Source organism: Sphingomonas carotinifaciens (genome assembly GCF_009789535.1).
In the GTDB taxonomy this organism is placed as follows: Bacteria; Pseudomonadota; Alphaproteobacteria; order Sphingomonadales; family Sphingomonadaceae; genus Sphingomonas; species Sphingomonas carotinifaciens.
The window spans coordinates 1,973,756-1,985,479 of record NZ_WSUT01000005.1; the positions used below are offsets into that span (position 1 = coordinate 1,973,756).

11 protein-coding genes are annotated in these 11,724 nt (G+C 67.3%); 3 read left to right on the forward strand and 8 right to left on the reverse strand.

The genetic code is table 11. The features are described from left to right. The first annotated feature begins 2 nt into the window (after positions 1-2). Positions 3-545, forward strand: a complete 543-nt coding sequence (locus GQR91_RS19560; protein ID WP_235903910.1) for a hypothetical protein — start codon at positions 3-5, stop codon at positions 543-545. On the opposite strand, the gene GQR91_RS11425 is transcribed toward GQR91_RS19560, so the two are convergent. The 8 genes from GQR91_RS11425 to GQR91_RS11460 form a co-directional block, all read right to left on the reverse strand. After that, positions 539-2,863 carry a hypothetical protein gene (locus GQR91_RS11425; protein ID WP_149681669.1) on the reverse strand — a complete coding sequence of 775 codons (2,325 nt, stop codon included), beginning with the start codon at positions 2,861-2,863 and terminating at the stop codon, positions 539-541. The genes GQR91_RS19560 and GQR91_RS11425 overlap by 7 nt on opposite strands. A 58-nt stretch (positions 2,864-2,921) precedes the next feature. Continuing rightward, positions 2,922-4,334 (reverse strand): amino acid permease, encoded by a 1,413-nt coding sequence (locus tag GQR91_RS11430; protein ID WP_149681668.1) that lies wholly within the window; start codon positions 4,332-4,334, stop codon positions 2,922-2,924. A gap of 27 nt (positions 4,335-4,361) precedes the next feature. After that, the gene (locus tag GQR91_RS11435) at positions 4,362-5,009 is read right to left on the reverse strand and encodes a GntR family transcriptional regulator (RefSeq protein WP_149681667.1); all 648 of its coding nucleotides are present in this window, start codon (positions 5,007-5,009) and stop codon (positions 4,362-4,364) included. 93 nt (positions 5,010-5,102) lie between these two features. Then, positions 5,103-5,804, reverse strand: a complete 702-nt coding sequence (locus GQR91_RS11440) for a phosphocholine cytidylyltransferase family protein (RefSeq protein ID WP_149681666.1) — start codon at positions 5,802-5,804, stop codon at positions 5,103-5,105. Between the two features lie 5 nt (positions 5,805-5,809). Next, entirely contained in the window at positions 5,810-6,901 is a 1,092-nt protein-coding gene (locus GQR91_RS11445; RefSeq protein WP_112382480.1) for an inositol-3-phosphate synthase, read from the reverse strand. Next, positions 6,898-7,770, reverse strand: a complete 873-nt coding sequence (locus GQR91_RS11450; protein ID WP_149681665.1) for a CDP-alcohol phosphatidyltransferase family protein — start codon at positions 7,768-7,770, stop codon at positions 6,898-6,900. Before GQR91_RS11450 ends, GQR91_RS11445 begins: the two co-directional genes overlap by 4 nt. 53 nt (positions 7,771-7,823) lie before the next feature. Beyond that, on the reverse strand, positions 7,824-9,878 hold the full coding sequence (locus GQR91_RS11455; RefSeq protein ID WP_149681664.1) for an NAD(+) synthase: 2,055 nt from the start codon (positions 9,876-9,878) through the stop codon (positions 7,824-7,826). Between the two features lie 173 nt (positions 9,879-10,051). Then, positions 10,052-10,321 carry a hypothetical protein gene (locus tag GQR91_RS11460; RefSeq protein ID WP_112382477.1) on the reverse strand — a complete coding sequence of 90 codons (270 nt, stop codon included), beginning with the start codon at positions 10,319-10,321 and terminating at the stop codon, positions 10,052-10,054. Between the two features lie 130 nt (positions 10,322-10,451). On the opposite strand from GQR91_RS11460, the gene GQR91_RS11465 reads away from it, so the two are divergent. Both GQR91_RS11465 and panB read left to right on the forward strand, forming a co-directional pair. After that, positions 10,452-10,796: an ArsC family reductase gene (locus tag GQR91_RS11465; protein ID WP_149681663.1), complete on the forward strand. Its 345-nt coding sequence runs from the start codon at positions 10,452-10,454 to the stop codon at positions 10,794-10,796. Positions 10,797-10,836: 40 nt separating this feature from the next. Further along, positions 10,837-11,697 (forward strand): 3-methyl-2-oxobutanoate hydroxymethyltransferase, encoded by an 861-nt coding sequence (gene panB / locus GQR91_RS11470; protein WP_149681662.1) that lies wholly within the window; start codon positions 10,837-10,839, stop codon positions 11,695-11,697. The last annotated feature ends 27 nt before the right edge of the window (positions 11,698-11,724 follow it).

An 11,724-nucleotide genomic window follows, 5' to 3' on the forward strand; every position in this document is an offset into this window, starting at 1 on the left:
GCGTGATTATTGATGAAGATAAACCGGACACAAGTTCTGCATCGACGCGTTTCGCGGGGCAAAGAGATGGAGGATTTATGGGTGTTCGGGTTTATGGAGGGGCCGAGGCAGGGGACAAGCAGGGCACGCCCGACGGCGGTATGCGCGGCGAAGGTTCCGGCGATGTCGAGAACGGCCTGCGGCATCAGATCGCAGTGGAAAATGGCCGGGTCGTCGAGGTGGAAGAAGCCTCCGGCGTTGTCTTTGCCGAAACTAACGGGATGGTGGCGACGCCAGTTGAAAAACCGCGCGGCACTGCATCCTCAGGGTGGCAAGCTCCTGTCCTAATTGGTCTTTCTTTTCTGGCCGGGTTCCTGCTCGGGCGGGGGCGGGTGGTGCGGCGGGGTGTGCCGGTGGCGTTCGTGATGGAGGAGGGGCCGGCCGAGAGCGTGGTTCAGGTACGGGGCGCCGGACAGGACCGGATACGGGATGCACAAGGGGATTGGGACCGCGTCGATCAAGGGTCCGACGAAAGCTTTCCCGCGAGCGACCCGCCAGCCTATTGAGCGGGTGTTTGCTGTAGCGTCGCGGTGATCGCGGGAGCGTCGGACAGGTGTAGCAGGGGGGTGGGGACGCTCAGGCTGGTACCGGTAAAACCCTCCGGTACGGTCAGGGCGCCGGCCGAGTGGATCAGGAACAGGCGGGCCCCAGTGATCGCGCAGCCATCCGGCGAGCAGGCGGCGCGGGTGATGTCGGGCAGGCGCACCAGAGTGGCGAGGGGTTGCCACGGGCTGGGTGTCCCGTCCTGTATCACACGGTAGCGCAGCGGGCCGTAGATGGAGGGTCCGAATACGCGCGCCGGTGCCAGGGTCGCGACCAGCGTGCGCGCATTTTGCAGCATGATATCCGTACCCGGTACCAGCGTGGTCACTGCGGTGCCATCGGCGTTGGCGACCACGATCGTTTCACGCCCATCGAAATGGTCGGCCCGCAACGAGAAGGTGAGCGTGGCGTCGTGGGGAAGAGCGGTTTCATCCGCCAGGGTCAGCAGCGAGGGCGGACGCGCCACGGTGCGCGCAATTACCTCGGGCCGGAGACGCGGTGCGGCGATGGTGGCGGTGGTGGTGAGAACCCGGCCATCCTTCAACGTCACCTTGGCAGGTGCGGTCTGGCCTTGTGTGAGGAAGACAGGTGCCGGCGTGGCGAGGATAAGATGATCGCGACCGTCGCGGCGGGTGAGCGCGCCGGGGGTGAAGGCGAGATCGCCGACCATGACACGCGCAACCGCGTCCAGGCGGGCGCCGGCAAGCTCGCCCTCCATGTCGCCGGGACGCAGCGTGAGCGCATCGATCGCACTCGCCTCGTTGAACAGGGTCAGCGGCAGGGTGGCGGGTGTCGCCTGCCCGGTGGTGGCGATCAGCAGCGTCGCGGCACCGGGGCGGGCCTTTTCGAGCGGCAGCTTGATCGTCAGGTCGCCCGCAGCGTTCGCGGACCAGGTGACGGGTTCGATGCGGCCCGAGGGATGGCGAAGCGAGACACCCTCCACACAGGTGGCGGCACCCCCGGCCAGCGTTACGGCGTCCACACGGCCCACTACGGCGGAGCCGCCACCGGGAAACCAGTTCCAGCCAGTGGGTGTCTGGAGCCGGAAGGCGGGACCGTCAAAGGCGGTAAACCCCCAGCGGCCGTGCAGGACGCCCTGTGCCGTGGGTGGCAGGGTGGCGAGATCGAGACCGGCGGTGTCGATACGGTAGCCGCCGGCCTCCGCATCGGCGCGGGCCGGCAGGTCGATGGTCGTGCCGTCGCGCCGTTTCAACCGCAGCGCCATGTTGTGCGCGAACGGGGTGGCATAGACGAGCGGCGCGCCCTCCACCGGCAGCGTCAGCCTGGGAGCGGCGATACATAGCGGGTCGGGACGCGCGGCGCGCAGGGGCGGGATTTGCGGCGCGTCGACCATGGGCAGTGCGGTGACGAGAACCGAATAAGGCGAATGGAAGGAGGGCGCGGCATTGAGCAGCAGGCCGATCAGGTCATCGCGGAGCAGGCCGAGCGCGGGGATATATTGATACTGCGCGGTCTGAAAGGCGCCAAGGATGCGCACGACATCGCGGACCACCGCGATATAGGGGCTGTAATAGCCAAGACCGCCCTGCGGGGTTGCAGCGATCTGCATGGCGAGATCGGCCGGGGTGCCGGCCAGCGCCTCGGTTATCGTCGCACTGTGGCCGTCGGACAGGACCAGCGAGTCGCGGTTCTGAGTCAGGCAGGCGGCCTGAAGATCGACCTGACGTTGCAGGCAGTCGGTGTTGAGCTTGATCGCGAGGCTGCGGGCGAGAAGCGGCGGAACGGCCTCGAACCGGGCGGGGTCGCCGGGATCGAGGCGGTGGATGGCGCCAAGGAAGCTATCGAGACGGGCGCGGTCGAGCGCGGCCTGATTGAGATCCTGCGCCGCGCGGACGAATGCACCGGGGCGGCCGCGCACGGCATCGACCAGCGTCTTGAAATCGCCACCGGTCTGGGGCGCCAGAAACAGGATGATCTGGCGTGCACCGGACGGCACGGTGATGCTGAGCCCGTCCCGCCCCTTCTTCGTCCAGGTTTCTGCCTGAAAGAACCAGTCCTTTGGCGGCGGATTGGTGGCGCCGCGCAAAAAGGCGGCGACGAGCAGATAATGCGCGGACTGGTCGGCGGGGAGTTCCGCCTTGATCGACAGGCGATCGCCCGCCGAGAGGTTCGGCACCCGCGAGATGGGCAGCGTCTGCCCGGCATGGGTAACCTGAATACGCAGCGACGGGCCGGTGAGGTCGAACGGCGCGGTCTGCGCCGACGCCGGAGCGGTGATGGCGCAGACCAGCGCGAAGAGGGCGGCAATCAGACACTTCATCAGGGCGGCACGTCCTTCCGGTTCCGGCGACATACCCCCTTATCATGCCGCCGGCCCCTTATTCCTTCGAAATTCGGGCCAAGCTGTGGCGGCGGCCGTAGGCGAAGTAGAAGACGAGGCCCAGCGCGTTCCACAGGACGAAGCGGGCGATGGTGGAGGCGGGGAGGCTGAAGAACAGATACAGGCAACCCAGGATCGCCAGCGTGCCGACCAGATAGGGCGCCGGGCAGCGGAACAGGCGCGGCATATCGGGCGCGCGGCGGCGCATGATCATGAGGCAGGCGCCGACCGCGATAAAGGCGATCAGCGTCCCGGCATTGGCCAGTTCGGCAATCTCGTCCAGCCGGAAGAAGCCGGCGACGGCGGCGATGGCGATGCCGGTGAGCAGCGTGATGGTGGTCGGCGCGCCGGTCCGCTTGCTGACGCGCGAGAGCGAGCGCGGGAGCAGGCCGTCGCGCGCCATGACGAAGAAGACGCGGCTTTGGCCGTACATCATGACGAGGATGACCGAGGGGAGCGCGACGATGGCGGCCAGGGCGATCAGGTAGGCAGCGGTGGGCTGGCCGAGCTGGCGGAGGACGAGGGCGAGCGGCTCGGGCGAATTGGCGAGCGTGGTGAAGGGTGTAGCACCGATCGCGGCAACCGCGACCGCCATGTAGATCAGCGTGCACACCGCCATCGATCCGACGATGCCGATCGTCAGGTCGCGTCCGGGGTTCTTGGCCTCCTCTGCCGAGGTCGCGACCGCATCGAAGCCGTAAAAGGCAAAGAAGACGATCGCGGCGGCGGCCATCACGCCGCGCTTCTGCCCGTCGATTTCGGTCGCGGCGAAGCCATAAGGCATGAAGGGTTCGAGATTGTTGCCGTTGAAGGCGGGCAGCGCCATGGCGATGAAGATGGTCAGCGCGATGAGCTTGATGACCACCAGGATGATGTTCAGCGTGGCGCTTTCGCGGGTGCCGGCGATCAGCATGCCCATGACGCCGAGCGCGACGAGCACCGCCGGCAGGTTGACGACGCCGCCGGCATGAGGCCCGGAGAGAAGGGCAGGCGGCAGATGGATGCCCGCCGACTGTATCCAGCCGACCAGATAGCCCGACCAGCCGACGGCGACCGTCGAGCAGGCGAGCGAATATTCGAGGATCAGGCTCCACCCGACGACCCAGGCGACGACCTCGCCCATCGCGGTGTAGCTGAAGGTATAGGCACTGCCGGCGGCGGGGATCAGCGTCGCCATTTCGGCATAGGCGAGCGCGGCGCAGGCGCAGACCGCACCGGCGATCGCGAAGGCGAGGATGACGGCGGGCCCGGCGCGCTCCGCCCCGACACCGGTCAGCGTGTAGATGCCGGTGCCGACGATCGCCCCCACCCCGAGCGCGATCAGATGCGGCCAGCTAAGCGTCTTGGCCAGTTGGTGGCCGGCCATGCCGGCGCCCCCCTCCATGGCCTTGCGCGGTCCAAACACCCCCATGATATCCCCTTTGTTTTTATGTCATTGTCAGTCGGTGGCGAGTTGCGCCCGCAGATCGGTGAGCGTGCCGTTCAGGTGACCGGTCAGAAGGTGCGCGGTGCGATCCGCGTCACGCGCCAGCCAGGCCTCCAGGATGTCGTGATGTTCGCGGTGGGCACGATCGTCGCGGCCGGCGGGTTCGAGATGGGTGATGACGTAGCGTTCGGCCAGCACCTGAAGGCGCTCGACCAGCTGCATCGTAAGGGGTCGCCCGAGCGGGGCAACGAGCGCGATGTGGAAGGCGCGGTTGCAGACGGCGACGTCGTGCAGTGCCTCGTGTGCGGCGATGTCGAGATCGGCAAAGGCCTCACGCGCGGCCTGCTGGTCATCCTCCGTGGCGAGCAGGCAGGCGCGCGCGGCGGCCTCCGGCTCCAGCGCGAGGCGCAGTTCGTAGATTTCCTCGGCCTCGGTCGCGCTCATCGGGCGGACGAAGAAGCCGCGATTGGCCTGGCTGGTCAGCAGCCCTTCCTGTTCGAGCCGCGCGAGCGCCTCGCGCAAGGGTATCTTGCTGACGCCCAGTTCGGTGGCGAGGGCGTCCTGACGGATCGGCGTATCCCGGGGCAGAACGCCGCTGATGATCCGTTCACGGACGATCGCGAAAATCTGTTCGGACAAGGTGCGGACGATGAGGCTCATGCGGCTCCTGCACGCGCGTGAAAGGGGCAATGGTCCGAACGATCGGCCATCTACGGTATACTATTCAGAAAAGCGGCGGGATTACAATCGCGATCACGCAGCCAGCGCGCGCCACTGTTCCGCCTTGGCAAGGGCCGGTGCGTCGTCGACGTCGATCCAGGCCAAGTCGCTGCAATCAGCGACGAATGCGCGGTCTTCACCGGCGAGCAGGCGAACCCCGTCGGTCAGCGAGGGATGGCCCAGGCTGCCGAGTGCGGCGAACAGGGCAGGACCGATCGCGAAGACGCCGGTGTCATAGGCATCGTGCGGTTCCAGCCCCTTGCCGATCGCGACGATGCGGTCCCCTTGCGTCGCCACCGCGGTGACGTCGAGCGGGTCGACCCAGTCATGGCCCAGGCGGCGGTCGATGCCCAGCGTCAGCCCCCCTTGCGCGCCGATGGCGGCAAGGCGGCGGTAGAGCGCGGGATCGACGAGATGGTCGCACATGGCGAGCAGCGCCTCCTCGCCGCGCAGCAGCGGGGCGGCGGCAAGCGCGGAGACGCCGTTGGGCTCGCGATGGTCGCTATGCACCGTTTCCACGCAAAGCGGTTGCGACCGGGCGGCGAGGTGCCGCTCGATCGTGTCACCACCATAGCCCAGCACCACGATCGCCCGCGTCAGCCCCGCCGCCGCCAGCCCGGACAGGGCATGGTCGATCAGCGGCAGGCCGGCGACGGGACAGAGCGGCTTGAACGGGGCGGCCGGCCGAAGCCGGCTGCCTTCGCCGGCCGCCAGGATGATCGCGGTGCGGATCATCGCGTTCAGGCGGCTGCGATGAACGCTTCGACTTCCTGCTTGGCCAGGTCGTCGGTGATCTGCTTGCGGGGATGCTTGCAGAAATAGGCCGATGCGGGGTCGACCACGCCGGCAAGGCCGCGATCCTTGGCGATCTTGGCACAGCGGATCATGTCGATCGCGACGCCCGCCGAGTTGGGCGAGTCCTCGACCGAGAGGCGCAGTTCCAGGTTCATCGGCACGCCGCCGAAGAGCTGGCCTTCCATACGCAGGAAGCAGACCTTGTTGTCGTTCTGCCACGGCACGTAATCGGACGGGCCGATATGGACGTTGTCGTCGTCCAGCCGCTCGGCGGCGACCGACTGTACCGCCTCGGTCTTGGAAATCTTCTTGGATTCCAGACGACGGTGGTTCGACATGTTGAGGAAGTCGGTGTTGCCGCCGGTGTTGAGCTGGTAGGTGCGGTCCAGCTTCACGCCGCGCTTGGCGAACAGGTCGGTCAGCACGCGGTGGACGATGGTGGCGCCGAGCTGCGCCTTGATGTCGTCGCCGATGATCGGCACGCCGGCATCCTCGAAACGCTTGGCCCAGACCGGGTTGGACGCGATGAAGACGGGGATGTTGTTGACAAAGGCGACGCCGGCCTCAAGCGCGCATTCGGCGTAGAATTCGGTCGCCTGCTGGCTGCCCACCGGCAGATAGTTCATCAGCACGTCGGCGCCGGATGCCTTCAGGTCGGCGATCACGTCTTCCTTGCTGGGCTGCGTGTCGTTGGCGACGACGAAGGTACGCTCTTCCTTGTAATCGGCCATGTGGTCGGCGACGCCGTCCAGCACCGCGCCCATCTTCACGATCGTACCGGTGGCGGGCACATTGGCGGCGAACACGGCGGTGCAGTTGGGCTTGGCGAAGATCGCCTCGGCCACGTCCTTGCCGACCTTGCGCGCATCGACGTCCCACGCCGCGACGACCTTGATGTCGCTGGGACGATAGCCGCCGACCTCATAATGCATGAGGCCGATCATGTCGTTGGCGCCTTCGCGATAATGCTCCAGCCCCTGCACCAGCGAGCTCGCGCAGTTGCCGATGCCGACGACGGCGATCCGGATGCTGTTCATGACTGTTTCTGTTCCTTTACGATAAACGAAGAGGCCGGTCGGCCGGCGGTGGCGCCCTGGGCGGCCAGCGCATGCTCGACCCGGCGATGCCAGGCGATACCGATCACGGCGACGACCGTGAGGGGCACGATTTCGAACCACCAGAAGAGCCGCGGATCGGCGGCCAGCGTCGCGACGAAGATCGCGGCGACGCGGACATTGGCGGTGAGAAGGGATAACAGCCGCATCGGCGGCACCGCGCGTGCACCGTAGGTCCGGCCGAGCGCGGCAGGATCGGCGGTGGCGGCCAGCGTTCGTTCGAACGGCATCGCGATGCGGTCGAGGCTGCCCGCGACATGATCGTAGAGGCGCACAAGCGCCCCGCCGGTGGGCCGGGGCGGCGCGGCAAGGCCGACCCCGCGCGCACGACGATGAAAGCGGGCGCGCTCACCCTCATAAAGGCTGGACTGCACCGCATGCGCCACCCCGGCGGCGATGGCGAGGGCCCAAGCCTCCGCCGTGCCCATCGACGCGGCGAGCGCGACATAGAGAAGGGTGAAGACGCCGTGGTCGCACAGCCCGTCCAGAAAGCGGCCAAAGGCGCTGGAGGTCCGCGTGGCGCGGGCGACCATGCCGTCCAGCCCGTCCGCGATCAGCCAGCCGACCGACAGCAACATGCCAAGCACGGCAAAGGCCGGCCGTTCATATTGCGCATAGGCCAGCGCCGCGGCGGTGCCCAGGCATAGGCCGGCGACCGATACGCTGTTCGCCGACACGCCCGCCCGCAGCGCGAACGGCAGCAGCCGCCGCCCCGCGGGGTGGATTATCCAAAGATTCGATGGGTCCTCGATCCGGCGATCGCGCGATCCATCCGGTGGAGGCACTGTCATAGGCCGGTCATAATGCGCCTGTGAGGCTGATTTGGCAATATAATGCAGGCGCGTCAGGGCATGTTTGCGACGAGTTCCTGTAGCCACGGTTCGGCGACGCCGTCGGAGGGGGCGCGCCAGTCGCCGCGGGGGGAGAGTGCGCCGCCGGCGGAAACCTTGGGGCCGTTGGGGAGGGCGGAGCGTTTGAACTGGCTGGTGCGGAAGAAGCGGACGAGGAAGCGTTCCAGCCAGTGGCGGATGGTGGCAAGGTCGTAAGCCACGCGGGCGTCGGCGGGGAAGTCGGCCGGCCAGCGTCCCGCATCCACATCGCGCCAGGCGTGCCAGGCCAGAAACGCGATCTTGGACGGCGCCAGACCGTGCCGGATGATGTAGTGCGCAAAGAAGTCGTTGAGCGCGTAGGGGCCGATCATCGACTCGGTGGATTGCAGCGCGCCGCTCTCGTCGGCCGGGACCAGTTCGGGCGAGATTTCCTGCGCCAGTATCTCGGTCAGCACCTGATCGGTTTCCGCATCATACTGGCCGGTGCGGATGCACCAGCGGATGAGGAACTGGATCAGCGTCTTGGGCACGCCGGCATTGACCGCATAATGGCTCATCTGGTCGCCCACGCCGTAGGTGCACCAGCCGAGCGCCAGTTCGGACAGGTCGCCGGTGCCGAGCACGAGGCCGCCGCGCTGGTTGGCGAGGCGGAAGAGATAATCGGTACGCAGGCCCGCCTGCACGTTTTCGAACGTCACGTCATAGACCGGCTGCCCTTCGGCGAAGGGATGGCCCATATCGGCGAGCATCTGGCGCGCGGCGGGGCGGATGTCGATCTCGTCCGCCGTGATGCCGAGCGCGCGCATCAGGCTCCACGCCTTGGCCTTGGTACCTTCGCCAGTGGCGAAACCCGGCATGGTGAAGCCGAGGATCGCGGAGCGCGGCTTTTCGAGCCGGTCCATCGCCTTGGCCGCGACGATCAGCGCGTGCGTCGAGTCGAGCCCGCCGGACACGCCGATCACCAGCGTTTCGGCGCGGGCGGCGGACAGGCGCTTGACCAGCGCCTCGACCTGGATGTTGAACGCCTCGTAACAGTCCGCGTCGCGCTTGTCGGGATCGTTGGGGACGAAGGGGAAGCGGCGGATGTCGCGCGCCAGACCCATGTCGGCGCAGTGTGGCCGATGGTCGAAGGCGATGCGGCGGAAACGGGTTTCCGGGTGCCCCGCCTCGCGCGCGGCATCGTTGAAGGTGCCGAAGCGCCGCCGTTCCTGCGCGATACGCTCGACGTCGATGTCGGCGGTGGTGAGGGTGGGGGCGTGGACGAAACGCTGCGACGAGGCGAGCATTTCGCCCAGTTCGTAGATCATGCCCTGACCGTCCCAGGCGAGATCGGTAGTGCTCTCCCCGATGCCGGCGGCCGAATAGATATAGGCGCACACCGCACGAGCCGATTGCGCCGCGGACAGGAGTGCGCGCTCGCGCGCCTTGCCGATGACGATGTTGGAGGCGGACAGATTGGCGCAGATAAGCGCGCCGGCGAGCGCACCGGCGGTGGAGGGCGGGTTCGGCGCCCAGTAATCCTCGCAGATCTCGGCATGGACGACGAAGCCGGGCAGGTCGGTCGCGGCGAACAGCAGATCGGTGCCAAAGGGTATGTCCGCGCCGATATCGCCCAGATCGATGGTGAGGCCGGTCAGCCCGGCGCCGCTGGCGAACCAGCGCTTCTCGTAATATTCGCGGTAGTTGGGCAGGAAGGTCTTGGGCACGACGCCGAGGATGCGCCCGCGGCTGATCGCGACGGCGCAGTTGTAGAGGCGGCCGTTGCGGGGCAGCGCGGCGCCCATCAGGAGCAGCGGCGCCAGATCGGCGCTGCCTGCCGCCACATGCGCGAGGGCGGCGAGGGTCGCGCGGTGCTGCGCGCTTTGCAGGTGGAGGTCGTCGATCGCGTAGGAGGTGAGGTTGAGTTCGGGATAGACGACCAGATCGACCCCTTGCGCATCGGCCTGGCGGGCGAGCAGCAGCGCGGCTTCCGCATTGGCGAGCGGATCGCCGGCGGTGGCGACCGGCGTGGCGGCGGCGACGCGGACCATGCCGTGCCGGTGGATCGCGTAGAAGGGATGGGCGGTCATGGTCGTATCATCCACGAATGGCACGCAAAACAGAGCGCGGGTCGCCGGGCGTTATGGTAGATGCGCACCGGGCGCCAGCAATAGCCTTTGCAACGGAAAAGGGCGTCCAAGTCGCCTTGAACGCCCCTCCAGTCCGATTTGCGCTTGGGAGCAACTCGGTCTGTCCGTCGAAATCAGATGCCGTTCGACAGGTTGGTGTCGGGATCGTTGGTGCGCATGTCCTCGGCGCGGTTCTCGCCCATCTCGCGCACCGCATCAGCACGGTTCTCAAGGCGATCCTCACCAGCCTCGGTGGTGGCGTTGTCCGCCGCCTCTTCGAGGTTGTCGGCCAGCGCCTCGGCATTCGCCTCGATATTTTCGGCGGCCTGCTCGCGCGGGGTGGAGTTGCACGCGGCAAGCGAGACGAGGCCAGCGGCTACGCCGAGAACGATCATTTTCTTCATTATGGTTCACCCCATTTGTTTCACGACTGAAAGAGTCAGGGGGAGATAATCGTCGGCCAATTTCTTTGTTCCCGAACAGGCACGATCTCGCCCTACAGGGGGCATTACCGATGCAACATGGGGAGCGACGATGACGCGGCTGTACGGGATCAAGGCCTGTGACACGATGAAGAAGGCGCGGGCCTGGCTGGAGGAGGCAGGGGTCGCCTACGACTTTCACGACTACAAGGCGGCCGGGATCGACGCGGCGCTGCTGCGGGAGTGGGTCGAGCGGCTGGGATGGGACAAGGTGCTGAACCGCGCGGGTACGACGTTCCGCAAGCTGCCCGAGGAAGCGCGGCAGGATCTGGATGCGGACAAGACGGTGGCGCTGATGGTGGCGCAGCCATCGATGATCAAGCGGCCGATGCTGGTACATGGCGAGGTGCTGGAGGCCGGGTTCAAGCCGGAGCGTTACGCGGCGATCTTCGGCTGACCGGGTGGAGGTCGCGGACGCGGCGCGCTAAGCGGTGGCCATGTCCACGACCTATACCCTCGACACCGCGACGAGTCGCGCCACCCCGACGCCCGTGCCGATGAAGCGGATGACGGTGCCCGCGATCGTGCGGCGCAAGGGGGGCGAGCCGCTGGTGATGCTGACCGCCTATACCGCGCGCACCGCACAGTTGCTGGACCCGCACTGCGACATGCTGCTGGTCGGCGACAGCCTGGCGCAGGTGATCTACGGCCTGCCGTCGACGGTGCCGGTCACGCTGGAGATGATGGCGGCGCACGGGGCCGCGGTGGTGCGCGGCAGCTATCACGCGCTGGTCGTCATCGACATGCCGTTCGGCAGTTATGAGGCGAGCCCGGAACAGGCCTTTGCCAGTGCAGCGCGGCTGTTGAAGGAAACCGGCGCGGCGGCGGTGAAGCTGGAAGGGGGCGAGGCGATGGCGCCGACCGTCCGCTTCCTCGTCGAGCGCGGGATCCCGGTGATGGGGCATGTCGGCCTGACGCCGCAGGCGGTGAACGTACTGGGGGGATATGGCGCACGCGGGCGGACGCCGGAGGAAGCCGCCAAGATCGTCGCGGATGCGCGGGCGGTGGCGGAGGCCGGTGCCTTTGCGATCGTGATCGAGGGCGTGGTGGAGCCGATCGCGGTGACGATCACGCAAGCGGTGGCGTGCCCGACGATCGGCATCGGTGCGTCGGCGCAGTGCGACGGGCAGGTGCTGGTGGTGGACGACATGCTGGGCATGTTCGAGCGCACCGCGCGCTTCGTGAAGCGTTACGACGATCTGGGCGGGCGCATCGCGGCGGCGGCAGAGGCCTATGCCGGCGAGGTGAAGGCGCGGGCCTTTCCCGGTTCGGAACAGCTCTATCCCGCCAGGGACTGAACGCGGCACCACCGCGCATAACGCCCG

Bases quoted from the DNA above. Each gene is read 5' to 3' on its own strand.
- GQR91_RS11425 (WP_149681669.1), bottom strand. From the start codon at position 2,863: ATGAAGTGTCTGATTGCCGCCCTCTTCGCGCTGGTCTGCGCCATCACC.
- GQR91_RS11430 (WP_149681668.1), bottom strand. From the start codon at position 4,334: ATGGGGGTGTTTGGACCGCGCAAGGCCATGGAGGGGGGCGCCGGCATG.
- GQR91_RS11435 (WP_149681667.1), bottom strand. From the start codon at position 5,009: ATGAGCCTCATCGTCCGCACCTTGTCCGAACAGATTTTCGCGATCGTC.
- GQR91_RS11440 (WP_149681666.1), bottom strand. From the start codon at position 5,804: ATGATCCGCACCGCGATCATCCTGGCGGCCGGCGAAGGCAGCCGGCTT.
- GQR91_RS11445 (WP_112382480.1), bottom strand. From the start codon at position 6,901: ATGAACAGCATCCGGATCGCCGTCGTCGGCATCGGCAACTGCGCGAGC.
- GQR91_RS11450 (WP_149681665.1), bottom strand. From the start codon at position 7,770: ATGACAGTGCCTCCACCGGATGGATCGCGCGATCGCCGGATCGAGGAC.
- GQR91_RS11455 (WP_149681664.1), bottom strand. From the start codon at position 9,878: ATGACCGCCCATCCCTTCTACGCGATCCACCGGCACGGCATGGTCCGC.
- GQR91_RS11460 (WP_112382477.1), bottom strand. From the start codon at position 10,321: ATGAAGAAAATGATCGTTCTCGGCGTAGCCGCTGGCCTCGTCTCGCTT.
- GQR91_RS11465 (WP_149681663.1), top strand. From the start codon at position 10,452: ATGACGCGGCTGTACGGGATCAAGGCCTGTGACACGATGAAGAAGGCG.
- panB (WP_149681662.1), top strand. From the start codon at position 10,837: ATGTCCACGACCTATACCCTCGACACCGCGACGAGTCGCGCCACCCCG.